Source organism: Sphingomonas sp. PP-CE-3A-406, from assembly GCF_003688625.1.
Classification (GTDB): Bacteria; Pseudomonadota; Alphaproteobacteria; order Sphingomonadales; family Sphingomonadaceae; genus Sphingomonas.
The window spans coordinates 1,102,229-1,128,047 of record NZ_RCWY01000003.1; the positions used below are offsets into that span (position 1 = coordinate 1,102,229).

At 65.2% G+C, this 25,819-nt stretch carries 29 protein-coding genes and 1 tRNA gene; 7 read left to right on the forward strand and 23 right to left on the reverse strand.

The window, feature by feature from the left end; all coding sequences use genetic code 11:
- Nucleotides 1-57: 57 nt before the first annotated feature.
- The 7 genes from C8J44_RS16995 to C8J44_RS17025 form a co-directional block, all read right to left on the reverse strand.
- Nucleotides 58-1,977: an ATP-binding protein gene (locus C8J44_RS16995; RefSeq protein ID WP_121905534.1), complete on the reverse strand. Its 1,920-nt coding sequence runs from the start codon at nt 1,975-1,977 to the stop codon at nt 58-60.
- A gap of 168 nt (nt 1,978-2,145) precedes the next feature.
- Entirely contained in the window at nt 2,146-3,408 is a 1,263-nt protein-coding gene (gene spt, locus C8J44_RS17000) for a serine palmitoyltransferase (protein WP_121905389.1), read from the reverse strand.
- A gap of 150 nt (nt 3,409-3,558) precedes the next feature.
- Nucleotides 3,559-3,801, reverse strand: coding sequence for an acyl carrier protein (locus C8J44_RS17005; protein WP_056055832.1), 243 nt, complete (start codon nt 3,799-3,801; stop codon nt 3,559-3,561).
- 58 nt (nt 3,802-3,859) lie between these two features.
- A complete protein-coding gene (locus C8J44_RS17010) occupies nt 3,860-4,759 on the reverse strand; it encodes an NAD(P)-dependent oxidoreductase (RefSeq protein ID WP_121905390.1) in 900 nt (299 codons plus the stop codon).
- 91 nt (nt 4,760-4,850) lie between these two features.
- Entirely contained in the window at nt 4,851-5,948 is a 1,098-nt protein-coding gene (gene proB / locus C8J44_RS17015; protein WP_121905391.1) for a glutamate 5-kinase, read from the reverse strand.
- Nucleotides 5,949-6,066: 118 nt separating this feature from the next.
- Complete coding sequence (gene obgE / locus C8J44_RS17020) at nt 6,067-7,113, reverse strand: GTPase ObgE (protein WP_056055836.1); 1,047 nt, start codon at nt 7,111-7,113, stop codon at nt 6,067-6,069.
- A gap of 54 nt (nt 7,114-7,167) precedes the next feature.
- The gene (locus C8J44_RS17025; RefSeq protein WP_060527422.1) at nt 7,168-7,767 is read right to left on the reverse strand and encodes a TetR/AcrR family transcriptional regulator; all 600 of its coding nucleotides are present in this window, start codon (nt 7,765-7,767) and stop codon (nt 7,168-7,170) included.
- Nucleotides 7,768-7,830: 63 nt separating this feature from the next.
- Here C8J44_RS17025 and C8J44_RS17030 point away from each other — a divergent pair, with 63 nt between their 5' ends.
- Nucleotides 7,831-8,706, forward strand: a complete 876-nt coding sequence (locus C8J44_RS17030) for a metal-dependent hydrolase (protein WP_121905535.1) — start codon at nt 7,831-7,833, stop codon at nt 8,704-8,706.
- A 267-nt stretch (nt 8,707-8,973) separates the two neighbouring features.
- Here the strand turns inward: C8J44_RS17030 and C8J44_RS17035 are convergent, their stop codons facing one another.
- The 4 genes from C8J44_RS17035 to hspQ all read right to left on the reverse strand — a co-directional run bounded on the left by C8J44_RS17035 (nt 8,974) and on the right by hspQ (nt 10,990).
- Nucleotides 8,974-9,522 (reverse strand): GNAT family N-acetyltransferase, encoded by a 549-nt coding sequence (locus C8J44_RS17035; RefSeq protein WP_259466916.1) that lies wholly within the window; start codon nt 9,520-9,522, stop codon nt 8,974-8,976.
- Between the two features lie 174 nt (nt 9,523-9,696).
- Nucleotides 9,697-9,999: a 50S ribosomal protein L27 gene (gene rpmA / locus C8J44_RS17040; protein ID WP_060527420.1), complete on the reverse strand. Its 303-nt coding sequence runs from the start codon at nt 9,997-9,999 to the stop codon at nt 9,697-9,699.
- A 13-nt stretch (nt 10,000-10,012) separates the two neighbouring features.
- Entirely contained in the window at nt 10,013-10,357 is a 345-nt protein-coding gene (gene rplU / locus C8J44_RS17045; protein ID WP_056065957.1) for a 50S ribosomal protein L21, read from the reverse strand.
- 237 nt (nt 10,358-10,594) lie between these two features.
- The gene (hspQ, locus tag C8J44_RS17050) at nt 10,595-10,990 is read right to left on the reverse strand and encodes a heat shock protein HspQ (RefSeq protein WP_121905537.1); all 396 of its coding nucleotides are present in this window, start codon (nt 10,988-10,990) and stop codon (nt 10,595-10,597) included.
- A gap of 155 nt (nt 10,991-11,145) precedes the next feature.
- Between hspQ and C8J44_RS17055 the strand changes: the two genes are divergently transcribed.
- Nucleotides 11,146-11,235: transfer RNA gene (locus tag C8J44_RS17055), tRNA-Ser, on the forward strand.
- Between the two features lie 217 nt (nt 11,236-11,452).
- On the opposite strand, the gene C8J44_RS17060 is transcribed toward C8J44_RS17055, so the two are convergent.
- Complete coding sequence (locus tag C8J44_RS17060) at nt 11,453-12,541, reverse strand: hypothetical protein (RefSeq protein ID WP_121905392.1); 1,089 nt, start codon at nt 12,539-12,541, stop codon at nt 11,453-11,455.
- 149 nt (nt 12,542-12,690) lie between these two features.
- On the opposite strand from C8J44_RS17060, the gene C8J44_RS18880 reads away from it, so the two are divergent.
- Complete coding sequence (locus C8J44_RS18880) at nt 12,691-13,347, forward strand: hypothetical protein (RefSeq protein WP_183128821.1); 657 nt, start codon at nt 12,691-12,693, stop codon at nt 13,345-13,347.
- A 706-nt stretch (nt 13,348-14,053) separates the two neighbouring features.
- On the opposite strand, the gene C8J44_RS18840 is transcribed toward C8J44_RS18880, so the two are convergent.
- From C8J44_RS18840 to C8J44_RS17100, 8 genes are all read right to left on the reverse strand, one after another.
- A complete protein-coding gene (locus C8J44_RS18840) occupies nt 14,054-14,368 on the reverse strand; it encodes a hypothetical protein (RefSeq protein ID WP_259466917.1) in 315 nt (104 codons plus the stop codon).
- Nucleotides 14,365-14,523: a hypothetical protein gene (locus tag C8J44_RS18845; protein WP_259466918.1), complete on the reverse strand. Its 159-nt coding sequence runs from the start codon at nt 14,521-14,523 to the stop codon at nt 14,365-14,367. The genes C8J44_RS18840 and C8J44_RS18845 overlap by 4 nt, the downstream gene beginning before the upstream one ends.
- Nucleotides 14,524-14,656: 133 nt before the next feature.
- Nucleotides 14,657-15,256, reverse strand: coding sequence for a DNA-3-methyladenine glycosylase I (locus C8J44_RS17075; RefSeq protein WP_121905393.1), 600 nt, complete (start codon nt 15,254-15,256; stop codon nt 14,657-14,659).
- A gap of 591 nt (nt 15,257-15,847) precedes the next feature.
- Nucleotides 15,848-16,876 carry a c-type cytochrome gene (locus tag C8J44_RS17080; RefSeq protein WP_121905394.1) on the reverse strand — a complete coding sequence of 343 codons (1,029 nt, stop codon included), beginning with the start codon at nt 16,874-16,876 and terminating at the stop codon, nt 15,848-15,850.
- Nucleotides 16,873-17,493, reverse strand: a complete 621-nt coding sequence (locus C8J44_RS17085) for a cytochrome c oxidase assembly protein (protein WP_121905395.1) — start codon at nt 17,491-17,493, stop codon at nt 16,873-16,875. The genes C8J44_RS17080 and C8J44_RS17085 overlap by 4 nt, the downstream gene beginning before the upstream one ends.
- The gene (locus C8J44_RS17090; protein WP_121905396.1) at nt 17,490-17,876 is read right to left on the reverse strand and encodes a hypothetical protein; all 387 of its coding nucleotides are present in this window, start codon (nt 17,874-17,876) and stop codon (nt 17,490-17,492) included. The genes C8J44_RS17085 and C8J44_RS17090 overlap by 4 nt, the downstream gene beginning before the upstream one ends.
- Nucleotides 17,873-20,419 (reverse strand): cytochrome c oxidase subunit I, encoded by a 2,547-nt coding sequence (ctaD, locus tag C8J44_RS17095; RefSeq protein ID WP_121905397.1) that lies wholly within the window; start codon nt 20,417-20,419, stop codon nt 17,873-17,875. Before ctaD ends, C8J44_RS17090 begins: the two co-directional genes overlap by 4 nt.
- A complete protein-coding gene (locus C8J44_RS17100) occupies nt 20,416-21,360 on the reverse strand; it encodes a c-type cytochrome (protein WP_310886173.1) in 945 nt (314 codons plus the stop codon). The genes ctaD and C8J44_RS17100 overlap by 4 nt, the downstream gene beginning before the upstream one ends.
- Before the next feature lie 231 nt (nt 21,361-21,591).
- On the opposite strand from C8J44_RS17100, the gene C8J44_RS17105 reads away from it, so the two are divergent.
- The 4 genes from C8J44_RS17105 to C8J44_RS17120 all read left to right on the forward strand — a co-directional run bounded on the left by C8J44_RS17105 (nt 21,592) and on the right by C8J44_RS17120 (nt 24,488).
- Nucleotides 21,592-21,918 carry a multidrug efflux SMR transporter gene (locus C8J44_RS17105; protein ID WP_121905398.1) on the forward strand — a complete coding sequence of 109 codons (327 nt, stop codon included), beginning with the start codon at nt 21,592-21,594 and terminating at the stop codon, nt 21,916-21,918.
- A gap of 110 nt (nt 21,919-22,028) precedes the next feature.
- On the forward strand, nt 22,029-22,679 hold the full coding sequence (locus C8J44_RS17110; protein ID WP_259466919.1) for an RNA polymerase sigma factor: 651 nt from the start codon (nt 22,029-22,031) through the stop codon (nt 22,677-22,679).
- The gene (locus C8J44_RS17115) at nt 22,637-23,584 is read left to right on the forward strand and encodes a FecR domain-containing protein (RefSeq protein WP_121905399.1); all 948 of its coding nucleotides are present in this window, start codon (nt 22,637-22,639) and stop codon (nt 23,582-23,584) included. Before C8J44_RS17110 ends, C8J44_RS17115 begins: the two co-directional genes overlap by 43 nt.
- 79 nt (nt 23,585-23,663) lie before the next feature.
- Nucleotides 23,664-24,488, forward strand: a complete 825-nt coding sequence (locus C8J44_RS17120; protein WP_183128822.1) for an STN domain-containing protein — start codon at nt 23,664-23,666, stop codon at nt 24,486-24,488.
- Between the two features lie 124 nt (nt 24,489-24,612).
- Here the strand turns inward: C8J44_RS17120 and C8J44_RS18550 are convergent, their stop codons facing one another.
- The 3 genes from C8J44_RS18550 to C8J44_RS17140 are packed head-to-tail and all read right to left on the reverse strand — an operon-like array spanning nt 24,613 to nt 25,767.
- Nucleotides 24,613-24,903: a hypothetical protein gene (locus C8J44_RS18550; protein ID WP_183128823.1), complete on the reverse strand. Its 291-nt coding sequence runs from the start codon at nt 24,901-24,903 to the stop codon at nt 24,613-24,615.
- Between the two features lie 38 nt (nt 24,904-24,941).
- Nucleotides 24,942-25,346: a hypothetical protein gene (locus tag C8J44_RS17135; protein ID WP_121905401.1), complete on the reverse strand. Its 405-nt coding sequence runs from the start codon at nt 25,344-25,346 to the stop codon at nt 24,942-24,944.
- A 22-nt stretch (nt 25,347-25,368) separates the two neighbouring features.
- Complete coding sequence (locus C8J44_RS17140) at nt 25,369-25,767, reverse strand: hypothetical protein (RefSeq protein WP_121905402.1); 399 nt, start codon at nt 25,765-25,767, stop codon at nt 25,369-25,371.
- Nucleotides 25,768-25,819 lie beyond the last annotated feature (52 nt).

Here is a 25,819-nt window from a genome sequence, read left to right on the forward strand (position 1 = left end):
GGGCGCACGCTAGGCGTCATCCTCAATCGCACCGTGCCTGCGGCGCGCTCCGGAGCATTATTCGGCGGCGATCAAGTCGCTTGCGCTCGGTCGATCGAATGCCATCGCGGTCGCGACGGCGCGTTCCAGCCCGGTCAGCGTAAAGGGTTTGCGCAACACATCGTGGCCGCCGAACTGCGCGACATTCACCTCTCCCGCGAACCCGGTCACGAACAGCACCGCGATATGCGGGTAGAGCGGGCTCAGCGCCGCGATCATCTCGGGGCCGGTCTGGCGCGGCATCAGCACGTCGGAGATGATCAGGTCGATCGCCCCGTTCGCGGCGAGCAATGCCGGCGCGGCCAGCGGATCGTCGCAGGGGATCGCGTGGTAACCGAGTTCCTCCAAGGCATCGATCGTTGCCGCGAGAACGCGAGGATCGTCCTCGACGACGAGAATTTCGCGCTGAGTGGGCGGAGCCGGCGCGGCCATGGCTTTAGCGGCGGCTGTAGCGATTCCTGGGGGCACGATCTCGGCCGGTGAGCCCGGTAGGGCCACGACGTCCGCGGTTCGCGGCAGATACAGCGTCACCGCGGTACCTTCGCCGGGCTCGGATGCGATCGCAACCGCACCGTGCAGCTGCTGGACCAGCGCGAAAATCTGGCTGAGGCCGAGACCGGTACCCTTGCCGACCGCCTTGGTGGTGAAGAACGGCTCGAACACGCGATCGGCGACGTCCGGCGTCATACCGCAGCCATCGTCGGCGACCGTGATCGTGACGTGCTCGCCGGCCGCGCATTCGCCGATCTGCTGCGCGTCCAGCAGGGCGCTCCCCGTGACGATGGTCAGCGTGCCGCGGCCGTTCATCGCATCGCGCGCGTTGACCGCCAAGTTGAGGACCGCGTTCTCCAGCTGGACCCGGTCGCCGCGAATGCAGCAGTCGGTCGCCTCGCTCCGCGTCACCAGCGTGATCGCATCGCCCAGCGTGCGGTCGAGTAGGTCGGACATTTCGGCGACCAATGCGGCGGCATCGATCGTCTCGGGTTTCAGCGCGTCTTCCCGGCTGAACGCCAACAGTCGGCGGGTGAGCGCCGCCGCCCGGTTGGCACCCTCGGTGGCGCTGTCGATATGCCGCCGCGTGGTGGCCGGATCGCTCGCTAGGTTGCGGCGCGCGAGTTCGAGCCCGCCCAGCACCACCGCCAGCATGTTGTTGAAGTCGTGCGCGATGCCGCCGGTAAGCTGGCCGACCGCCTCCATCTTCTGGACCTGGCGAAGCTTGGCCTCCTGCATGCGCAGTTCGGCGGTCGCTACGGCGACGGCCGCGGTCAGCTCGTCGGCGCGCTCGCGCTCCAGTTCGGCGTCCGCCAGCGCGGTCGCGCGTTCGCCGACAGCGCGGATCGTCAGCCAGCCGAGCATGATCGCGCCCAGCACGATCAGCACGCCAAAGACGGCGAGCACGCCTGCGACCCAGCTGGAGCGCTCGACCGATCCCATTGCCGCGGCGGTGCGGTCGTCGAGCAGCCCGCGCTCCCCGGCGATCAGCGTGTCGAGCGTGGTGTTGATCTCGGCGAGCGTCGGTGATTTTCGCGACTGATAATAGCGCGCGAGCGCCTGGCCGTTCTTGCCGTAGCTCGTGTTGAGCGCGGTCATCGACAGCTCCTGGCCGCGCGAATCATAGGCAGCGCGGAGCCGGTCGACGCGCGACTGCTGCTCGGGATTGTCGTTGGTGATCCGGTCGAGCCGGTCGATCTGCGTCCCCGCCAGCAGCCATTCGTCGAAATAGAGCTGACCGAGCTGCTTGTCGCCGCTGATGACGTAGCGCCCGAGCGACGCTTCGGACTGCGCGATCGTGCCCGACAGCGTGCGGGCGAGGATCATCACATCATAACTGTGCGCCTGAAGCTCGAGCGCGCGGTCGCGCTGGCGGTTGGCGTTGCCGAGAGTCACGATGAGCGCGACGAGCACCGCGGCGCCGAGCAGACCCATCGCGACGAGCATGGCTACGCGCCACCTTTCCCCGCCCCGCTGGGCCGCAGTCTCGACCTCATCATGGTTCACGACCGGCATCCTAACGCGTCGTTGCCAACGCGCAATGACTCGGAGGACCGGTGCGGTCCCAACATTTCACCGGTGTTTCAATCCTCCACTTTAGTGGAGGAACGAGCTTTAGCCGATCACCCCGACCGCGCGCCCGGCGGCCTCGAACATCCCGAGGATCGTCGTGATCTGCTCGTCGGTATGCTCCGCGCACAACGAGCACCGCAGCAGGAACGTCCCAGCGGGCGTTGCCGGCGGGCGCGCCATGTTGACGTAGAGACCGCCCTCCAGCAGCGACTGCCAGATCGCGATCGCCTGTTCCTGGTCGGTCAGGATCACCGCGATGATCGCCGAGTCGGACGTCTCGGTGCCGAGCTTGAACCCCATCGCCTTCAGCCCGCCGTGCAGCCGGCGCGCGTTCTTCCAGAGCTGCGCGCGCTTGTCGTGCGCGGTCATCAGCTTGCGGATCGAGGTCGCGGCGGTGGCGACTACCGACGGCGGCAGCGAGGCGGTAAAGATGTACGGACGGCACGCAAACCGCACCATCTCGAACTTCGGGTGGTTCGACACGACGAACCCGCCGACCGTGCCGACCGACTTCGAGAAGGTGCCGACGACGAAATCGACCTCGTCGGTCAGTCCCATTTCCTCGTACACGCCGCGCCCGTTGGGGCCGAAGAACCCCATCGAATGCGCCTCGTCGACCAGCACCATGCAGCCATGCTTCTTGGCGACCGCGACCATCTCCTTCAGCGGCGCGATGTCGCCGAGCATCGAATAGACGCCTTCGAGCACTACCAGCTTGCCGGCTTCCTTGGGCAGACGCCCAAGCCGCTTGTCGAGATCGGTGACGTCGTTGTGGCGGAAGCGGACGATCTCGGCATTGCCCTGCTTGCAGCCGTCGTAGATCGACGCGTGGCTGTCGGCGTCGAGGATGACGTATTCGCCCTTGCCGGCGAGCGTCGAGATGATCCCGAGATTGGCCATGTACCCGGTCGAGAACACGATCGCGCCGGTCATGTCGTAGAATTCGCGGAGCGCCTGCTCGACGTCGATATGATCGTGGAACGTGCCGTTGAGCATCCGGCTGCCGTTGGTGCCCGACCCGAACGCGTCGAGCGCGTCCTTGCCCGCCTGGATGACGTCGGGGTCGAACGTCATGCCCATGTAGTTGTACGTGCCGAGCAGGATCGTGTCCTTGCCGCGGATCACCGCCTGGGTCGGCCCCTTCACCTCGTCCATCACGATCGCGAACGGATTGCGCACGCCACTGGCGATCAGCGCCTCGCGTTCGGCGATCAGCGCGTCGAATTTCGACATGAGGTCGCGTTCGGGGGCGAACTCCGGAGCGTCGATGGGGAGGGCGTGGGCAGTGGTGGCGGCTTCGGTCATTCTAAGGATTCCATGAGGTTGGAATGTGTATCCCAACCGTTCGTCCCGAGTAGCCGTCGAGCTTGTCGAGATGGCGTATCGAAGGACATGTACCTCGATACGGGCTCTCGGCTACGCTCGATCCCTACTCGGTACGAACGGCAAGGGGGGTCAGGCCTTCAACTTCGCGACCGCGTCGACCAGCTGGCCGACCGTCTCGATCTCGGCCTGCATGTTCATCGTGATGATGATGTCGAATTCGTCCTCGATCGCCGCGACGAAATCCATGACGGTCAGGCTGTCCCACTCCAGGTCGCCCTGGAACGTCGTCGCATCGGCGAGGGCAACGCCCTTTTTGTTGAACGGCTCGATCTGCGCGGTGACGGTGTCGTAGATCTGCTGGCGGTCGCTCATGATAATCCCTTCGGTGTCGCTACGATCCCTGACAGGGAATTGCGGCGGCTTTTCGGCGCTATAGCAGCCCGGCGGCGCGATACCACGCCGCGGTTTGCGCGAGCGCTTGGCGAGTCGGGACGGACGGCGTCCACAGCGCGGCCGGCGGCGGCTTGTGCGAGACCCAGTCGGGGTGGCAGAAATAGCTGACCCGGTCGCGCGTGAGCTTGGCCTTGCTGCGACGGACGAGGCGGTCCGCGGCGGACGCTAACTTCAGGAGTGCGCGGGGCGTCGAGAAGACCTTGACCGGCTTGCCCACGGCCACGCCGATCGCGCGCGCGAAATCGCGGTTGTCCCAGCCGTTAGGCACGCCGTCGTCGGGCTCCATGATCGACGGCGCATCGGCACTCTCGGCGAGCGCGAGCAACAGCGTGGTCAGGTCTTCGACGTACAGCAACGAAACGCGCGTGCCGGCCGGGGGCATCGGGATGTAGCCGGACCGTGCCGCCTTGAAGACGTCCAGCAGCTCGTGGTCGCGCGGGCCGAAGATCGCGGGCGGGCGGACAATCGTCCAGTCCAGCCCCGACGTCTGCACACGCGTCTCCGCCTCGGCCTTCGACCAGCCATAATTCGACAGCGTCGGCTCGCGAGCGGCAAGCGAGGAGACATGGACGAAACGGCGGATGCCGGCGGCGCGGGTCGCCTGGAGGATGCCTTCGGTGCCGGCGACGTTGCCCTTGCCGAAGCCCGCCCGGTCGGGGGCGTTGACGACACCGGCGACATGGATGACCACGTCCGCGCCTTCGACCAGAGTCGCAAGGCTCTTCGGGCGATCGAGCGCACCTTCGATCCAGGTCACGCCGATGCGCTTGGCCTGCGGCTTCCGCGCGAGCGCACGGACGGTGTGCCCGGTCTCCAGCGCGTGATCGATCAGGTGGCTGCCGACGAACCCGGTGCCGCCGGTGATGGCTAGGATCACGACGCCGCTCCAATCGAAGAAGATTGTTCACCCGCGAAGGCGGGTGCCCAGTCTGGGCACCCGCTTTCGCGGGTGAACAAGACCCGGCCGGTCATACGAGCGCCAGATGATTACGATGCACCAACGCCGACCGGGGCGCATAGCCAAGGATGGCCCCATGATCGTCGCTATGATGACCGAGCAGGCGCGCAGTATCCGCCGCATCATACTCCGCAAGCCCCCGCGCGACAGTCCCGCCCGGCCCCTCGATCGTCACCAGATCGCCCCGCGCGAAACCCCCGTCGATTCGCGTCGCGCCAGTCGCCAGCAAACTCCGCCCCTGACCAAGCGCAGCCGCAGCCCCCGCATCGACATGGATCGCCCCCTTCGCGGTCAGCCCACCAGCAAGCCAGGCCTTCCGCGCAGATGCGGTCCTTTCGGCGGTGAAGATCGTATGACGGGCAGGGGTGGACAGCGGATGCTCGATCCGCCCCGACGCGATCGCGAGCGGAATACCCGCACCCGTCGCGATCCGCGCCGCGGCGATCTTCGAGGCCATCCCACCCGAACCCATTCCCGAACCCGAGCCGTCATCCGCCATCCCCGCAACCGCATCGATCCGACCCACGCTGGCGATATGAGTGGCGGACGGATCGGTATGCGGATTGGCGGTGTAGAGCCCATCGACGTCGGACAGCAGGATCACGCCCTGCGCACCCGCGGCCTGCGCGACGCGGGCAGCAAGGCGATCATTGTCACCAAACCGAATTTCCTCGGTCGCGACGCTGTCGTTCTCGTTGATGACAGGCACGACCTTGAGGGACAGCAGCCGGCTGAGCGTCGCGGCGGCGTTGAGATAGCGGCGGCGGTCTTCGAGATCGTCTAGCGTGACAAGAATTTGCGCGGCGTTCAGCCCTTGGCCGGCGAGGAGTTCGGCCCAGACCTGGCTGAGCGCAATCTGGCCGGTGGCCGCGGCGGCCTGCGCGTCTTCGAGACTCGCCCGCCCGCCCTTAGCCAGACCAAGCCGGCGCGCACCCAAGGCAATCGCGCCGGACGACACGATCGCAACCTGCTGGCCTTCACCAGTCCGAGCGGCGATGTCGGCGACAAGCCCGGTCAGCCACTCCCGCCGAACACTCCCGTCAGGATCGACAAGCAACGCCGACCCGATCTTCACGATCAGCCGCGCGCAAGACGAAGGCGGAAACATCACTGCTCCCTCTCCCCTGCGGGGAGAGGGCCGGGGTGAGGGGCCGCCACAAACGGTACCGCCCGGAACAGCCCCTCACCCAACCCTCTCCCCGCAGGGGAGAGGGCTAAGACGGCGCCTACAGCGGCGACCATGCGACCGGCACTTCGCCTTCTTCCAGTTCCTTCGCCGCGCCCGGCGCCGGCCCGATCGCCTCGATCAGCTGGTCCAGCACCGCCTCGATACCAGCGCCGCTCGCCCCCGAAATCGCCATCACCTCGGCGCCACTCGCTTCCGCCAGCTCCGCCGACAGCGCCGCGATCAATTCGGGATCGAGCATGTCGATCTTGTTCAGCGCGACGATCACCTTCTTGTCGGTGAGCCCCTCGCCGTAATTCTCGAGCTCGTCGCGCACGATCCGGTACGATTCGGCCACGTCACGGTCGTTCGCATCGACCAGATGCAGCAGCACCCGGCACCGCTCGATATGCCCGAGGAATCGATCGCCGATCCCCGCGCCCTCGGCAGCACCCTGGATCAGCCCCGGAATATCCGCGACCACGAACTCGCGCTGCTTGTGGCGCACCACGCCCAGCTGCGGCCGCGTGGTCGTGAAGGCGTATTCGCCGACCTTGGCCTGCGCGTTCGTCACCTGGTTGATGAAGGTCGACTTGCCTGCATTCGGCAAGCCCACGAGCCCCGCGTCGGCGAGCAGCTTCAGCCGCAGCCACACCCACGCCTCGCCGAATGGCCAGCCGGTACCGTGCTGGCGCGGGGTGCGGTTGGTCGACGTCTTGTAGCTCGCGTTACCACGCCCACCATCGCCGCCGCGGAACAGCACTTCGCGCTGGCCGACCTCGGTGAAGTCGATCAGCACCTCCTCCTTGTCTTCCGACAGCACCTGCGTGCCGAGCGGAACGCGGATGACGAGGTCCTTGCCGCCCGCGCCGGTGCGGTTCGAACCCGACCCGCCCGAGCCGCGGGGCGCGCGGAAATGCTGCGTGTAGCGGAAGTCGATCAGCGTGTTCAGGCCGGCGATGCATTCGAATACGATGTCGCCGCCCTTGCCGCCATTGCCGCCGTCGGGGCCGCCATATTCGATATATTTCTCGCGGCGGAAGCTGACGGCACCGGGGCCGCCCTCACCCGAACGTACGTAGATCTTGGCTTGGTCTAGAAAATGCATCGCCGCCCCATAGCGAAATTGGCGAAAATCTCCACCCTCTGCGATTCGGCGACGTTAGCAGTTGGTTGGGGCGGCGGCGTCCTTGCTGGCGAGCAGCGCATCGAGCGCGAGTTCGCGTGCCTTGCCGACCGGCAGCCCCAGCGCGCGCGCCATCGGTGCCCCCATCAACGCGTCGCCAAGCGCCATCAGCACCAGCGTCAGCGTCTGCTCCTGGATCGGCTGATCGCCGGGCATGTCACCCTCCGCCAGCTCGTCGACGAGGTCGTGGATCGCGGTCAGGATCGGATCAAGCGCATTGGTATTGCCCGACAGGATCATCCAGCTCGCCAGCGCCCCCGCGCCCCCTTTGCCAAACGCATCGAAGGTCATCTCGACGACCTCGCGCGGATCAAGCTCGCCCGCCCGCACGCGCAGAACCGCTGCACCTATAGTGCCGACGATGTCCGCCGCCATCCGCGTGATCAGCGCGGTATGCAGCGCTTCCGCCGAGCCGAAGTGATGCAGCAGGTTGGCGTGCGTGCGCCCGACGCGGCCTGCCACGGCCTTTAGCGTGACGGCGCTGGGGCCGCTCTCGACGAGCAGCGCACGCGCGGCCTCGACGGCGGCTTCACGTGATTCGGTGGGGGAGAGGCGCTTGCGAGGTGTTGACGTCACGGACCGGGAAACCTATTTACATCAATGTAAGTAACGAGTGTTCATTCCTGTTTGGAGGTTTCCGTGGCGAAAGCAACCACGCCTGCCGATCTGACGATCACCCCGCGCGACCGCCGCTTCGGCCGCGGTGCCGCGATTCGCCGCTGGTGGCTGAACGATGATCCGATCGCAACGGCGTTCTACAATGCGTTGTCGGTGACGTTTCCGAAGGGCGAGGGCTATTTCGTCGACAGCGTCCGGAAGTTCCGCGAAGGCACGCCGCCGAAACTTCACGCCGAGATCAACGCCTTCATCAAGCAGGAGGTGATCCACACCCGCGAGCACGTCGCGTTCAACCGCCACGTCACGGACCAGGGGTACGACGTCGCGCCGCTCATCGTCGATGTCGACGCGGCACTGGCGCTGACCAAGGGCCGCCCGGAGATCGCGAGCCTCGCCGCCACCACCGCGCTCGAGCATTTCACCGCGATGCTGGCGCATGAACTGATCGCGAATCCGAAACACCTCGCGGGCGGCGACCAGCAGGCGGCAGCGCTGTGGCTGTGGCATGCCGCAGAGGAGATCGAGCACAAGGGTGTCGCCTACGACACGTGGCTGCATGCAACGCGGGGCTGGCCGCGCTTCACGCGCTGGCGGGTGAAGTCGCTGGTGATGCTGATCACGACGTGGCGCTTCTTCACCGGACGCGCACGGGGGATGGCGGAACTGTTGCGGCAGGACGGGCTTACCGGACCGAAGGTGTGGGCGCGGATGGCGTGGTACGCGTTCGGCAATCCGGGGATGGCGCGCAAGATCGCCGGCGTCTGGGCGGGGTATTTCCTGCCGGGGTTTCACCCGTGGAAGCATGACGATCGCGCTCTGATTGGGCTGGCGGAGAGCGAGTACGAGGCGGCGGTGCTGCCGGTTGCGAAGCGGGCGGTGGCCGTGGCGGTGGCCTAAACCTTCTCCCGTCATCCTGACGAAAGTCAGGATCCAGAGCCATCAACGACCGCACCCGTTACCCGACATCCTGACTTTCGTCAGGATGTCGCGGCATGAACAACATGATCGCAGACCGCCCTTTGACATCAATCCACCCCGGCGAAGGCCGGGGCCCAATTGGGGGACGCTGTGAACGGAGGTCATCGCTCCGTTACTGCGACCTTTCCAGTTGGGCCCCGGCCTTCGCCGGGGTGGTGTACCTTTAGAGGATGGCCAGTCTCGGACTTACGCCGCGAGCGGCATCGGCGCACATCGGTCGTCATCCAGATCCAGCTCGAACATCACCGCAGGAGCCTCACCCCCACGCCCGCGCGACGTCCGCGGCTCGATCCGCCCCGTCGGCCGAAACCCGAGCTTCGCCAGCACACGCCCCGACGCCGGGTTGTCGACGAAATGCGCCGCCGTGAGCCGGCGTATCCCGAGCGCATGGCGCGCCATCGACACCACGGACTGACCTGCCTCGGTAGCATAGCCGCGACCCCATGAGTCCGGGGTCAACCAATATCCGAGGTTCGCCGAACCTCGATCGACATCGCTGATCCCGATACCGCCGACGAGTCGTGGTTCACCCAACTCCATCGTCTCGATCAGGAAACGCGGCTCATGGGCTCCACGGGGGCAAGCGAGAAACGCCTCGGCATCCCCCAGCGCATACGGCCAGGGCACCCGGCCCAGCTTGGCGACCACGCTTTCATGGCCGATCGCCCGCGCCAATGCAGGCGCATCTTCAGGCCAACCCGGCCGCAATGTCAGTCTCTTGGTGCGCGCGAACACGGCTCTCTCCTATCGCGTCATTGGCTGCGCGCATGCCACGTCGGGATGACGGGACCGCGACAGCCGCGGGGAGGGAGCAATAAAAAAGGGAGCCGGGGTGACCCGTCTCCCTTGTTCAGGTTCGCTTTCGCGACCCGGGTCACCCTGGTGGGCAACCCGGATGGTTACCCGATGTTATTCGGCTGCTGCTGCCATGTCGCCAGCATCCTGGCCGACGTCGTTCGCTGCCAGCTCGACCGAGCAGAACTTGCGCCCGAGTTTGCCCTGGCTGAACACGACGCGGCCATCGACCAGCGCGAACAGCGTATGGTCGGTACCAATACCGACGTTCGTGCCCGGGTAGAACTTCGTCCCGCGCTGACGCACGAGAATGTTGCCGGCGACGCACGCCTGGCCACCGAACTTCTTGACGCCGAGGCGACGACCGGCCGAATCGCGACCGTTGCGCGAAGAGCCGCCTGCTTTCTTATGTGCCATCTGAAGCTACTCCTTATGCCTGAGCGGCCGGGGCATCAGCCTCGGTCTGCTTGGCGGTCTGGCCACCAACGCTGACGATCTTCAGGATCGTATGCTGCTGGCGATGGCCGTTCTTACGACGATAGTTGTGACGACGACGCTTCTTGAAGACGATGACCTTGTCCGCCTTCGCCTGCGCGATGATCTCTGCAGCGACGACGAAGCCCTCGACGGACCGCAGCTCCGAGCCTTCGCCCGCCAGCAGAACGTCACCCAGCGTCACCGACGCACCTGCATCGCCCTCGATCTTCTCGATGACGATCTTATCTCCGGCGGCGACGCGATACTGCTTGCCGCCCGTACGCACGACTGCGAACATGGCCCTTGTCACTTTCCAAATACGTGTACCCCACGAACGCAGGGTCCGCCGGGAGAAGCCGGGCAGCTAAGCGAGGGGGGGAGAGTTGTCAACCGCGAAGGGGCGGAAAGGGGTGGTTTACCGCGAGGTGCTGCCCACAGACGAGGCAGAGAATTGTTTCCCCGCGAAGGCGGGGACCCAGTCTGGGCTCCCGTCTTCGCGGGAGAACAAGCTTTTTACAAACTCAGCGATTCGCCTCTAGTGCCGATAAACCTGCCGCAGCGCATACCGGCCATCCGCATAATCACTGAACAGCCCATCGATAGCCGGATGGTCGACCGGCTCGTCGCTATCGTCCGGCACCAGGTTCTGCTGGCTCACATAGGCGACATAGCTCGACTCCATGTTCTCCGCGAGCAGGTGGTAGAACGGCTGGTCCTTGCGCGGACGAATGTCCTCGGGGATCGCGGCATACCATGCGTCGCTGTTCGCAAACACGGGGTCGACATCGAAGATCACCCCGCGAAAGTCGAACAGCCGGTGCCGCACGACGTCGCCGATCGAGAAATTCGCGTGCGAGATCGGCGGTGCGATCACCTCGGCCGGAATAAGCGGGCCGGTGATGTCGTGAGCGATACTGTCGTGTCGGGGCATATCCGCCAATTTAGGGTCTGTTTTGCGCCGCACAAGGAAAACGCGCCCGACGGTTCCCCGAACCTCGAAATCCGCTTGCGTCCCCAGGGGCACTTCATTAGAGGCCGCGCTTCGACCGATCGGAGGAACTGTTCGCAGCGCCTTGGATGACCTGCGGAGAGGTGGCAGAGTGGTCGAATGTACCGCACTCGAAATGCGGCGTACCCGCGAGGGTACCGTGGGTTCGAATCCCACCCTCTCCGCCATTTACCTATATCAACCGGTCTTATGCTGTCCCACACGGCACGGATTAGCTGTACTTTTTCTCGTGCGGTAGTCTCTTACCGTTCCATCGTGTCTCAGCCGAGCGCGGGCTGAGTGAGGGTATTCTGGGGTACGCCAAAGACGTCCTAGGGGTATCAACTGCGCTGCCATACGGCCAAGGCAGCGGAGAAGCGCTCGTGCAGCCCGGCAAGCTGTCCACTAGGGTCGCTTGCCGGGAGGGAGGTCCAGCGAGGACCAGGGAATGATGGCCCAATCCGGGCTGTCGCACGGCCGCTGCGCTCGTGCGAAATAGGCGCCGAGCCACAGTCCCTTGTCCGACAGCGCCCAGGCCGGGAATTGCCACACCTCCGGGTCCGCATAATTGCAGTCGTCATCGCTCGTGCCCGGCGGCGCCATCTCGTCGGGGTGATAGCGCTCGAGCAACGCGACCACGCCGTAAGCGAAGCTTTTGCCACGATATCTGTACCAGTCGTCGCTGTCTTCATGAGGAATGGGACGCGATCCGAAATGCAGCAATCCGTCCAGCGTCAGCGCGTGCCCGGTGCGCATGTCATAGTTGTAGCCCTGGGTTCCGAAATCCGGATGCGCGGCGCCGGCACAACTCCAGCTCGTGGTCCACACATAGCTCATGTGATTGACACCGAGCCAAGGCTTGCCGGCCTGCGTCACCTCGATGCCGGGCTTCCCGCCCATGTCGGTACAGGCGAACCACGCTGCCACATTCTGCCATTGGCTGCGGGCAAGCGCATGGTTGACCGCGGCCATTGCCGGCGCAGCATAGCCACGTTCGAGTCGGAACAGCCGGATGCCGGACAGCGGCTCGCGGTACCACCGGATGGTCCTGCCGCCGATCGTCTCGCTTTGCGCGGGCGTGAAGCGTAGCCCGGCGAAATGCCAGCGCTCATAGGCGGTCAAATTGGGCGGCAGGTCGTCGGGCAGCCCGACCGGAACGCCCGCGGGATGCAGACTCACCGGCAGGCGCCGCGCCTTCGACGTCGTCAGCGCCCCGGTAAGATTGGCCTCCTGCCGGTTCAGGACCAGTTGATCGCCCGTCGTCCGCGATTCCAGGCGCAGGGGGGTACCCGCCATCTTGCCGGAAAGATCGATGTCGAGCCGCGACGTCCGGTAGAAATACTGGCCGGACACCTCCCCCTTGTTTTGCTCGATCGACAGGACGACGCGGGCGGTGCCGACCATCCCTTCATACATCGTCTCGGGTGCGGCAGTCGCGCTCGTCGGCAGCGCTAGAAGGAAAAGCATCCCGGCAAGAAAGCGGAGGCCGTGCATGGGAAGCCTGTCGCGCAAGAGGAGTTGGGGGCCTTGGCTGTACGGCATCGCTACCGGGAGAGCGATGCGAATCGCAGCGACCGAAAACCCCGGCACGATCGCATCAAGGCCGGCCCACCGCCGCCTGAAGTCTGATACGAGCAGCCGGTATGATTTCTTCCCTTCTGGTCAACACTGCGACGTTGCTTCTCGCCGTCGTCATGGCACCTGCAAGCGGAGCCACCGTCGTCACGCCCGCGCCGGGCAGCCCCGAACGTACGGCCATCCTGAAGGTGCTGCACCACGGTGACGCGCGGCCGGAGGCGCGCTTCCGCATCCGCGACTTTCGCGTCGTTCGTAACGGGCCGCGAGCTATCGCGTATATTCAGGGCGAAAGCGAAGTCGGCGCATTTCGAACCATCCTTACCCAGGAAGCACGGATGCCGTGGCGCGCGGTGTGGGGCGAGAGCGACGGCGGCAGCAACAACTGCTACACAGGCGCGCGCCATTACGCGTGGGTGGTTCGCCTGATCCGTACCTACCAGATTGATCCCGACATGCTGTTCCCTGGGGTGACCGCGCAGGCGCGGGAAATCAAGCAGAAGGCGGTAGAGGATCCCGAGGCGCAATGCGTCGGCGATCTGGATGGCGGGCCGGGTGGCCCGACATCGACGTCGCGATCCGCAGATCGGCAAGCGCCTCGATCCAGTCTGTCCGCGCTACGATATGGCCGCAACGGACGGCCGCGGAGAGCGATTTGGAGAAGCTGCCGATCCGGACCACGCGGTCGAGGCCATCGAATGCCGCGAGCCTGGGTGCGACCGTGAGGTGCGTTCGCCCACACCCAGATATCCAAGCTGGCGATCCGGGCTCCCGATAACGGCCATTCGTTAAGTGCGATCTTTACCGTTTCTCCATCTCTGACAGCCTATTTTGGGAAAGAGCAATGAGGAACAGCTTCGGAAAAAAGGGGGGGGGCCGGACGGCTCGGTCGATCGCCTAGGCGACTGTCCCGCTAGGGTTCGTTTTTGAACAAGCGACGAAGAGGACGAACAGGTGTCTGCGTCATCTGAGCGGACGTGTCTTGTGTACTGCCGCCCCTATCAAGACAGCATACCCTTGCCGTAGTAGTCGCGCTGTAGCAGACCGTCGACATGCGGCTCCTGTCCAATCTCCTTTTTGCCTTGTCGGCCTTTGTCGGCGGCTGTGCGATCCTGTTCTACGTTTACCTGTCAAATCTGGCATGTGGATATTCGCCAGGTGCCTCAAGCTGTCATGCTTGGCCTTGGAATCTTGGCAGCGATGACAGGTTCTGGCTGGTACAGATGCCGGTAGGTATCGTGATTGTCCTTATAGTTGGTGGCTTGCTGCTCCGCCGTAAGGCGACACGGAGAGGAGCGTGCCAGTCCAGCTGAGGACGTATTCGTCGCGTCAGATTATCGCTGCGCCGGCGGTTTGAGGACGCGCCCGTGGGACTATTCTGTGCCCGTTACGTTTCCTGAAGCTTGATCCCTTTTGAGAAAGGCCGCAGCGTCACGCGACGTCCGCTAACGCCATCCGCCTTCCCAATCGCGGACAGGCCGTTTTCTTTCTTATTGAGACATCGCGAGCAGATAGCCGGGCGTCAAAATTGGTCGTATCGCGGTCGTGAGCGGAGCGACCGCGCGGCATCCCGAGCGCGATCACCACGAGGCCTGGCAGCACGTTGCCCCAAAAGCGGGCCCTAGGGTCGACGGTCGTCATCGGCGCGAAGCCCACCCCGGTAACGATTGGCCTGATCGTCGGCGGCCAGCGCGGGCCAATCCGCTCGCTCAGTCGTCCGGCAAAGCGGGACGCGGTGGCGATCATGATCGAGAAAGGGAGCAACGCGAAACCCGCCTAGTCAGTGTATATCCGCCGCCGACGAATAACCGATACGGCAGCAACACCAGCAATCCGCCCAGCGCGCCGTACAGCAGCAGCGTCACGAAGAAAGGGCGTGACGCGAACAGCGTCAGCGGCATTATCGCGCGGTCGCCTCAACGGTGTTCCTGGAAGCCGTCATCGTCGCGGCGATCGTCCAGCCGCGATAGCGCACAGCGATGGTCCGTACGGCCCCTGCACGAGAGTGGCGGCCAGATCCCGGCGGTGGCGCCTTCATGATCCGGCTCGACGGAAACAGCATGTCTCGTGGTCGTTCACGAGACCGCAGGCCTGCATCCAGGCGTAGACGATGACGGGGCCGACGAACTTGAACCCGCGCTGCTTGAGCGCCGCGGATAGGGCTTCGGAGGCAGGCGAGCGGGTCAGCGCCTTGGCACCGTCGCCGATCACCGGCGTACCGTCGACGAAACTCCAGACGAAGCCACCGAAATCCTCGCCGGCGTCGCGCATTGCGAGATAGGCGCGAGCATTGCCGATCGTCGCCGCGATCTTGGCGAGGGAGCGGACGATACCGGCGTTGCCAAGCATCGTCGCGATGTCCGGCTCGCCGAACCGCGCGACGATGTCCGGATCGAAGTCTGCGAAAGCAGCCTGGAATGCGTCGCGTTTGCGCAGGATCGTGATCCAGGCCAGCCCGGCCTGAAATCCGTCGAGCATCAGCTTTTCCCACAGCGCGCGCGGGTCGCGTTCGGGCACGCCCCATTCGGCGTCGTGATACGCCGCAAGCAACGGATCGCCCTGCGCCCATCGGCATCGGGATAGATCCGCGCGAGTCGTGGCGGGCGTTGCCCGGTCTTCACTGTCGATCTGCATGCTACCCGGGACGATGCTCGCTCGGTGCCGGCGTGTCGATGCCGTTCGCCATCGCTGGCGCGGATCACGTCTCGATGACATTCAGCAGTTCGGCGTTGATCCGGTCTAAGCGGGGCGATTGCTATCCTCGCCTTTCAGGCCGTCCAGGCAGCTGATCGGCCGCCGCGCGCTGCTGCCCAACCAGATGAACGAGTTGCCGAAGTCGGGATGCGGGGAAGGGCGGTCTGAGTGTCTGCGATTGGGTCTCGGTGCGCGGAAATAGTAGATCGGCCGGCGACGATGAGGGGCGCGCCGCCGTCAGAAGAGACATGGGCGAGACGTTGGTGTGCATCAGCGCTGCAAAGCTCACAGCCTATCTCAGACCAGCCATAGTACGCCTTTGCCTCACCGAACGGAGGGCAAGAGCTATACATGCTAAGGCTGAACGAACGTCCAGAGGTGGGAAGGGTGCTGCCGCCCCGAATGTCTGGAAGTCAGTCCGCATCGAGACTGCTGCCAGGCATCGAGCGCTAACACTATGATCGCGAGCAGGCGTGGGCACGAGGCAAAAGCCTTGCGTGCAAGAGTCGAAGGCATCGCCCCTGCGGTAATTCAGCGACCCGCAAAATACTGGGCAAGCGGATCAATCATATCCTCAGGGATGCGACGGGCGATCACCGGCATCGTCGACTGCGATTTGCGGGCGTCGACCACCGTCGCGTCACCGCGCCAATTCCGCAGGCGTTGCGCGATGTAGCTCGCGCGCTGGCCGGCAAGCACGGGGTAGGGCTTGCCGGGAGCGTGGCAGCTCGCGCAGGCAGGGAGTTGCACCTTCGGCAGGCCTTCGCGGTCGATCTTCGCGGCCTCGGTCGAGCCCGATGGCTTGACGCCGCCGATCCCCGGCATTGCCGCGAAGTGATCTGCGAGGCGCGTCATGTCCTCGGGCGTCAGCGTCGCGGCGGCGTTCGCCATCACTGCGCTCTGGCGCTTGCCGGTCGCATAGGCCTCCAGCGCAGCGCGAAGATACGCCGGACTCTGGCCGCCGAGCACGGGCATGTCGGGCTGGCCCCGGCCGCGTCCGTCGGCACCGTGACAGCCCGCGCAGGTGGCGATCTTCGCCTCGGTGACACCCGGGACTTCGGTCAGCGAGCGATAGGTTGCGGGCGTCATCTCCGGCAGCAGGCGGACGAAGGCGACCATGCGGCGGACTTCGTCGTCGCGGTCCTTGGCGGCCCAGCCGGGCATGCCGGTATATTTGACGCCGTGCTTGAGGATCCAGAAGATCTGCTTGTCGGTCCACTCCCGTGCGTTGATCGACAGGTTTGGGGCAGGGGGCGTCGCGGCCTGCATTACGGGCAGCGGGCGGACGCCGGGCGCGCCGTGGCACGAGGTGCAGCTTGCCTTGAACAGGCCGGCGGCGCTGACGAGACCCTCTTTAGCCTTGGGATCGTCGGGCGCTGTGAAGGCAGCGTGGGTGCGGACCGAGTTGCGCATCGTCCAGTGGAGGAACCAGTCGGTGATTTTCCAATGGCCCGACGATGCGGCGATGTTGAACACGCCCGACCAGGCGAACAACAGCCCGGCGAGCGCCAGCGCAAGAATCGCGGCGGCGGCGCGCGCCCAGGTAATCCGGATCGTCATGCGGTCGCGCTCCGTGTCTTCAACAGTCCGCCGAGCATCGCGAGCCCGCCGATGAAATAACTCGCCGCGCCGACCATCAGCATGACGACGCCGCCGAGTTGCTGGTCTTCGAGTGCATCGAGGCCGTGGATCGCCGGGTGCATCGCCATCATCGCGTAGAGGGGGCGCGGGGCGAGGCCGATCAATGCGCCGAGCAGGGTCATGTGCATTGAGGTCAGCAGCAAGGCTGCCACACCCGATGCGCGACGGTCGGTCGCACCGCCGATGCGTGTGCCGAGGACGGCGCTCCAGAGGAGGACGCCGGCGATGAGGAAGCTCGCTTGCTCGATGAGCAGCGCGAGGGGCTGCATGTCGACGCGGAGCCTCAGCGCCGGGAGGTGCCAAAGCCACACGACGACGAGTTCGACGAGCGACATTGCGAGCGGTGTCACGACCGCAGGCCAGCGCTCGGCCGGATCGAAGCTGCTACCGGCGATCCCGTACGCGAGGAACGGCGCGGCGACGGCGACGGCTATCATGTGACCCGCCATGTGCCCGACCATCCCGAGCGGCGCTGCGGCGAACGCCCAGCCGAACGGGACTAGCGCGACGCCCAGGATGAGGCTCGCGCGTCTCATCGGCAATCGCCGAACATGATGACTGGCAACGCCGTGAAGATCACCGCGACGAAGCTCAGTCCCGCCAGCAGCCGCGTCGACAGCGCGAGGAAGCGGAGGCGGTCGATCGCCGTGCCCTGTTCATGCGGGGCCGGATCGCCCGGCGTCTCAGACTGGACGCGGGCGATGTAACCCGCCGCGACGATCCCCAACAGCGCCACGATCGTCGCGATCAGCGTCGCCAGTGGGAAGCCGGTCAACGCCGTCCCCGGTCTCGACGATTTCGCACACGTCACCGCGACCCATAGGTAGCAGAACAGGAAGTGTACGGCCCAGATCGTCGGCGGGATGATCAACGTCCACAGCGTCACTTTCAGATCGCGCGCCCAGTGCTTCTTCTTCATGCGACACCTGGGAACAGGCCGATCGTGCAGAACGTCACGATGCCGGTCAGCGCGAGGAAATGGTGGTACACGGTGATGTTGCGGAGGTCCGCGTCATAGACCGGCGTCATCTTCCCCGCGAGGCTGCGGGCGAGCGTGTAGGCCTGCATGATGACCCCGATCGCGGCATGGACCGCGGTCCAGATCGCCAGCGTCCAGACGATCGCGGGATAGACGTGGAGTTCGGGGTCGAGCCCCGAATACCACGGGCCGGCGAGCCCGGCGAACAGGCTCGACAGCGTTGCTACGATCCCGACGATCAGCAGCGCGCGACCTGCACCAACGTTGCCGCGGCGATGGACTTCGCGTGCGCCGACGGTCGCGGCCCAGCCGGTGAGGGTCAGCGCCAACGCGACCATCGGCCAGAACACGCCCGGCCCGTTCAGCCCGACACCGCTCGGCGGGAAATCGTTGTGGATCGTCCAGAAGAAGAAATAGCCGAACACCAGCCCTGAGAACGCGGTCGCGTCGGCCATCATCGTGATGAACATCGCCCACCAGCCGGGCGCCGACGGCCCCGACGTGTAGAGCGGTACCTCGATGCCGTGGCCGATATGCTTGGTCGGCTTTTCGGGGATCTCGGCGGTCCCGGTCCACAGCCACCACAGCACGCAGGCGAGCGTCACGACGCCGCTTACCGCGGACCAGATGTAGAGATGGTACGTCGTCAGGATGAACACGCCGGCCAGCGCGACCGCAGTCATCATCGGCTTCACGCTCGGCGTACCGAGGCGGATCACCTGGAGGGGGCGCGCGTCGAGCACGGTGGTGATGATCGACTCGCGCCGCATCTCCTCCGCGTCGGGCAGGAAGAAGCGGCCCTCGTCGACCTTCTGGACGAAGTTCTTCTGGTCCCAGATCGGATAGCGGCTCTCGATCAGCGGCACCGAGCGGATGCCCCAATCCTCGTCATCGGGCAGCGCGAGCCATTCGAGCGTGCCGGCGTTCCACGGGTTGCGTGGCGCCTTCGGGCGACGCGGCGACAGCGCGAGGTCGATGCAGACGATCAGCACGCCGAGGGCAAACAGGTACGAGCCGGCGGTCGAGGCGAGGTTGAGCCCGCCGATGCCGAGTTCTTCCGGATAGGTGAACACGCGGCGCGGCATCCCGAGCAGGCCCGACAGGTGCATCGGGAAGAACGTCAGGTTCATGCCGACGAACATGATCCAGAACGCGATCCGCCCGAGCTTATCCGACAGCTTCTTCCCCGTCACCAACGGCCAGTAATAATAGAGCCCGGCGAACAGCGGCAGCAGCGTGCCGCCGATCAGCACGTAATGGAGATGCGCGACGATGAAATAGGTGTCGTGCGCCTGCCAGTCGAACGGCGCGACCGCAACCATCACGCCGGTCAGGCCGCCGATCACGAACACCGCCAGGCTCCCGCTCGCATAGAGCAGCGGCGTCGATTTCTTGACGTTGCCCGCCCAGAGCGTCGCGATGAACACGAAGATCTGGACGCCGGTCGGGATCGCCACCGCTTCCGACGCCGCCGCGAAGAAGGCGAGGCTGATCTTGGGCAGACCGGTCGTGAACATGTGGTGGACCCACAGCCCGAAGCTCAGGAACGCGGTACCGACCGCGGCGAGCACGATCCACGGATAGCCGAGCAGATGCCGCTGCGCGAAGGTCGGGATCAGCATCGCGAACAGCGCGATCGACGGCAGGAAGACGATGTAGACTTCCGGGTGCCCGAAGATCCAGAACAGGTGCTGCCACAGCAGCGGATCGCCGCCCTTCTCCGCGTTGAAGAACGGCCAGTTCAGCAGCCGCTCCATCTCGAACAGCACGTCGCCCGCGATCAACGGCGGGAATGCGAACAGGATCATCACCGCGACGACCAGGATGTACCACGCATAGAGCGGCATCAGGTTGAGCCGCATGCCTGGCGGACGGCATTTCAATACGCCGACGATCAGCTCGACCGCCGCCGCTACCGATGACACCTCGATGAAGCTCAGGCCGAGCATCCAGATGTCCGCGCCGAGCCCGCTGAGGTCGGTCCGCGTCGTCAGCGGCGGATACATGAACCAGCCGCCATCGGGCGCCGCGTCGAAGAAGATCGAGCCCGACACGAACACGCCGCCGATCAGGAAGCTCCAATATCCGAACCCGGATAGCCGCGGAAACGGCAGGTCGCGCGCGCCGAGCAGCTGCGGCAACAGGATGATCGACACCGCCTCGAACATCGGCACCGCGAACAGGAACATCATCATCGAGCCGTGCAGCGTGAACAGCTGGTTGAACGTGTTCGCCGTGACGAGGTCGTTGTTCGGCACCGCCAGCTGCGTGCGCATGATCAGCGCGAGCACGCCCGCGAACAGCATGAACCCGAACGCGGTCAGCGTGTACCACACGCCGATCCGGTTGTTGTTCACGTCGGTCCAGCGGAAGAACCAGCCGGTCGGCGGCTTCCACACTTCGCGCAGGCGATCCTCCTGGCCCTTGCGGACCGCGGGATCGCTCTGGTCGGGCGCGATATATTGGGTGCTCTCGGTGGTCATTTGAGCCCCTGAAGGTAGCTTGCGATCTGGTCGGCCTCGGCGGCGGACATCTGCGGGAAGGCGGGCATCCGCACGCCGGGCTTGGTCTTGCCCGGATCTCGGACGAACCCGGCGATGTTGGCGTGCGTCATCGGCAAGACACCGGCAGCGAGCGTCGGGCGCGACCCGAAGTGGGTGAGGTCGGGGCCGATCTTGGCGACCGGGCCGACGCCGCGGACGCTGTGGCAACCGCTACAGCCGTAACTCGCGAAGACGCGCGCGCCCGGCGACGCGGTAACTACGGCGGGCTTACGCTGCTCGGCGAGCCAGCGCTCGAATGCGGCGGGCTCCATCGCGATCACGTCGAACGCCATCAACGCATGGCCGAGCCCGCAGAATTCTGCACAGACGCCGCGGTAGGTGCCGACCTTGGTGGCGCGGACGACGAGCCGGTTGGTGCGCCCGGGGATCATGTCCATCTTGCCCGCCAAGCCCGGCACCCAGAAGCTGTGGATAACGTCGGGGCTGCGCAGCGACAGTTCGACCGTGCGACCGACGGGGAGGCGCAGTTCGTTCGCGGTCTCGACCACCGAACCGCCCGGCGGCGCATAGCGGACGCGCCACCAGAATTGCTCGCCTTCGACGCCGATCCGGAGGTCGCTGTTCGCCACCTCGCGCGGCCGCATCGCGGGGAGGGCGTATAGCAGCAGGCCCAGCAGCAGGATCGAAGGCCCGATCCCACCCAGCCAGAGCACCAGCTTCATCCCGCCCTTGTGCGTCAGCCGACCTTCGGGCGTGCGCATCGCGTGGCGCATCAGCAACGCGAGCCCGCCCGCGAGAATGATCGCGCCGATGACCAGAACGATGGTGATCGAGAGGACCTTGTCCGCCTCCTCGCCGAACGGCGCGAGCGTCGACTGGTGGCGGTTGCACGCCGCCAGCAGCGGCAGGCACGCGCCCACGGAAAGAAAAATAGCCTTCCGCATCATCACCTTGCCACCCTTTTCGAAGCGCGTCCCTAACCCGGCTGGCAAGGGCGCGTAAACCCAAAATGACAGAAATGTCATGTAGGCCTGTCAACCAGAGCAGGCGCGTAGGCAGGTCTAATCCCTACGTTCGGCTCGTGCCGCTGGAGGAACCGAGCTGGAGATCGATTGGGGATTGGCAGCATTCGGTGTGCTAGCGGATCGTGCATGAACTATCTCATGCTAGCAATCGCGATCGTCTCGGAGGTTTGTGCCACGACTGCAATGAAGCAGTCGAATGGTTTCACCCGCATGCCTTGGACGATTGTTACCGTCATCGGCTACGGTATTGCCTTCTACTTCCTGTCGCTGACCCTTCGAACGATACCGACAGGCATTGCATACGCTATCTGGTCAGGTGCCGGCATCGTCCTGATTTCGGCCGCTGCATGGGCATTCCAGGGTCAAAAGCTCGATGCTGCTGTATTTGGCATGGGCCTGATCATTGCCGGCGTCATTGTTATGAACGTGTTCTCTAACGCTTCGAGCCATTGAGCGGACGGCCGAAGCTGGGGAGCGGCAGAGTGCGCTCCAATGGCCGGGTATGGGGCGTCTGACGAGGGTAAGCGTACAGCCGCAAGGCATCAGCGGTGGGCTATGTTTGAATGCCCGATCCCATGACGCTGTCCCCGTCGTGTAAGAATACCGGGCTAGGCGGCGCAGCATGGCTTCTGGAGCATGTTTTGAGCTGGCTGCGTGACATCGATCGCTGGTTTCTCGCGGAGGTGCTGCCGCATGCGGCGGCCTATCGCGCGAAGGCGGCGTATCTTTGCGGCCGCGACAATGCCGAGGATCTGGTCCAGGACGCCTATGCGCGGGTCCTGAAGACGCCGGATTATCGCGCGATCGTCACGCCGCGCGGCTTCGTCCTGACGATCGTGCACAATCTGGCGCTCGAACGATTGCGACGGGCGAACGTGGTGCGGATCGACGCGTTCGCCTCGCTCGATCTGCTCGGTGTCGCGGACCCGGCGCCCGACGCCTTTGCAATCGCGTCGGGGCGATCCGAGTTGCAACGCCTGCTCGACCTGATCGACGCGCTGCCCGCGCAATGCTCGCGCGTCCTGCGCATGCGGAAGGTCGAGGGGATGCCACCGGGTGACATCGCCGAAGCGCTTTGCATATCGGTCTCGACCGTGGAAAAGCATATCGCTAAGGGGCTGGCGCTCATCACGAGAGCCCGGCGCGATAGCGAAGCGCAGGCGGAGGAAGCGTGCCAGGCCGTTCCGACATTCCGCAGCGTCATGCCGACCTGACCGACGAGGCTGCCGGCTGGCTGGCCGCGCTCGACGCGGGATCGGCGGATGTCGCGGCATTCGAGGCGTGGCGCGACGCCGATATTCGCCATGCCGTGGCTTTTGCCGAGGTGGCCGGGACGTGGCGCGATCTCGATGGCCTGCGTGGCTCACGGGGCGAGACGAGGGCTTCGTCTGAAGCGCAGCCTGCGTCGAAAATCGTCGCGCGGCCGAACCGGCGCCAGCTCCTGCGTGCTGCCGGCTCGATCGTCGGCGTTGCCGCGGTCGGCGGGGGCATCGCCTACCGCGCTGCGGCGCGCGATATGGCCGAGACGCGCGTCGGTCAGCGGATGGCGGTCGCGGTGACGCCCGGCATCTCGCTTGATCTGAATACCGATAGTCGAGTCTACTGGCGAACGGGTGCGCCTGCGCGGCTCTGGCTCGATCGCGGCGAGATCGCGCTGCGGCTGGCGGCCGACCACCGCCTGCAGTTGCTGACGCCGGGGGGGCAGTTCCAGCTCGATCCCGGTGCGTACAACGTCCGGCTGCGCGGCGCGGGGTGCGAACTGGCGGTGCTGGCGGGCGGTATCGCCGATGGATCGACGATGCGGATCGGTTCGGGCGAGGTCGCGCTCGTCACGGCGGGGCAGGTCAGCGTCCAGGCGCGCGACGATCTCGGCGGGGTCACCGCGTGGCAGCACGACACGCTGGTGCTCAACGGCGAAAGCCTCGACTATGCGGTCGCCGAAATGAACCGGTACCTGCCGAACAAGATCGTGATCGGCGATCCCGCGCTGTCGCGGCTCCGTGTGGGCGGCAGTTTCGCGACCACCAGGCCTGCGGAATTCCTGCGCGCGCTGCGCAGCTCGTTCGGAATCCGCGCGACCGCGGGCCCGTCCGGAGGAATAGTCCTGACTCGCGCGTAAAGTTTATTTTCGCGGTCGATGGCGGTTTGTCCGCGCTCATCCATCCCTGCTCCGACACACGGTGCGATGCGGGGATTACATGTTCAGGTTTTTGACGACGACGGCGATCGTGGCGGTGGTGGCGGTTCCAGTTGCCGCCAGTGCGCAGGCGCAGGCGGCAAGCGTCGCGTTCGACATCAAGGCCTCCGACACGGCGACCGCGCTCAACGCGTTCGCGCGGCAGGCGGGCGTGCATGTCAGCTTTCCCTACGATGCAGTCGCCAATCGTCGTTCGACTGCGTTGCGCGGTCGGTTTACGCGCGGCGAGGCGCTCCGCCGTCTGATCGCGGGGCAGGGGCTGATGATCGCCGAGGAAACCCCCTCGATGATATCGCTGAAGGTGACCCCGGTCGAAACGCCGCAGGACTCCACCGACGCTGCGACGACCAGTACGCCCGGACAGGATATCGTCGTGCTCGGCCAGGGCCAGTCCCGCCAGGTCCAGACGGTGTCCGCCAAGGCGATGGCGAAGCTGACCGGTGGCTCGTCGCCGCTGCGTTCGCTCGGCCGGTTGCCCGGCGTGAACTTCGACTCCTCCGACGCGCACGGCACGTACGAGGCGGCGACGCAGCTCTCGATCCGCGGCTTCCTCACCGACCAGATGGGCTTCAGGCGCACAGTCATGTCTGCGAGCGGATCGAACTCGACGGGATCTCGTTCATCACGACCGGCGCGGTTGCCGGTGCCGACTGGCACGGGTCGTTCCTCGGCACGCCGGAGGGCTATACCGACATCACGATCTCCGGTCGTAAGGTGGAAAGCCGGTACAGGACCTATGGCTTCACGAGTGTCGATCGACAGGATGTGCCGATCTGAGTCCGACGTGCGGAAGGCTCCGCGGAGTGGGGCCGGCCGGAAGCCGTAGGGCAGGGCGTCCGCCCAAAACCGGACGCTTGGGTTAGCAGTCCGGAGCCCCGACGACTGTCATGTGTTTAGCGCGATCATGCTCGTTTATCGCTCGCCGAGCGGCAATTTCGGGAAAGGCGTATTCAGTCGAGGCCGGCCTTGTCCGGCGTCCAGTAATTTCGCGCGACGATCCTGTTCGAAGGCACGCCCAGGGATGCGAGCCTGCACCGCAAGCGCTGCACGGTGCTGGCTTTGCCGGCCAGAACGACTGTGCATTCCGCTGCGAGCGCGGGCAGGCCTTGCTCGATACGGGCGATATGACCCTCATCGGCTTCGCGCGTGATCAGCTCGAAACCATGGAGCGCTAAATCGTCGAGAACTGTGCGGCAGGCATCGATATCATCGACCTCGAAGCCACCGACGAACCACGCCATGGGATCGCGTCGTACCAGCGTCGTCGATTAGTCGATGCTCAGGCTGCTGCCGACCTCTTGCGCTCTGAAATCATTTCCGCTGCAATCTGGGATGCTTCCTCGTGTGACGAGACCAGCTTCAAAGGATAGCCCCAGAACTTGGCGAAGGCCACGCTGAAGGGTTTGAAGGCCAAACGCTTGATGGCACTGGGCTCGATCACGATCATTGCCAGCACGAGCGAACGAAGTTCGGCCTTGTGCTTCTTCATCCACAGCGAGGTGCGTTTCTTCTCTTCCTGACTATGTTCATGCTCCTCGTTTGGAGCAGAGTCGGTCAGGATCACGAACGGTGTACCGCGCTTCAGATTCGCCTCGAATGCCTCGAAGTCCTGATCGTGGTCGTGATCGGGGCCTTCGTCGTAACTTATCCAGACGAGCGGAAATTTCGTGCTGTCGAAAGGCATGTTTCGTCTCCTTGCAATGTTTTCAATGCAGGCGGATGTGCCGCCACGACATGACCAGGGCGACTGCGGCGGGGAGCGTGACTGCGAGCAGTTCCAAGGCAACGAGATGGCCGCCGTCGCGCAGGCCATCCGATACGCCGCCAAGCGTACTCATGGCGGAAACACCACCACCGATGACGAGCATCGCCCAGTCGGTTCCGCGATTTCCGGCAAGCGCAAGCACTGGAGGGACGACCCAGGCACCGTAGAAAATGGATACTGCCCACAATGCGGTGGGGCCAAACGTGATCGCCTTCATCGTCCCGCCGCTGCCGACATAGCCGTTCAGGTAGGAGAAGCATTGGATCGTGACGAAGAGTGCGGCGCCGACCGCTGGGACGAGCCACGCGAGTGCGAGTTCGACTGGCTGCTTTCTGATCACGTCGACATTCCCATCCGGAGGCAATTGGTGGGCTGCTGAATGCTGCCCTTCT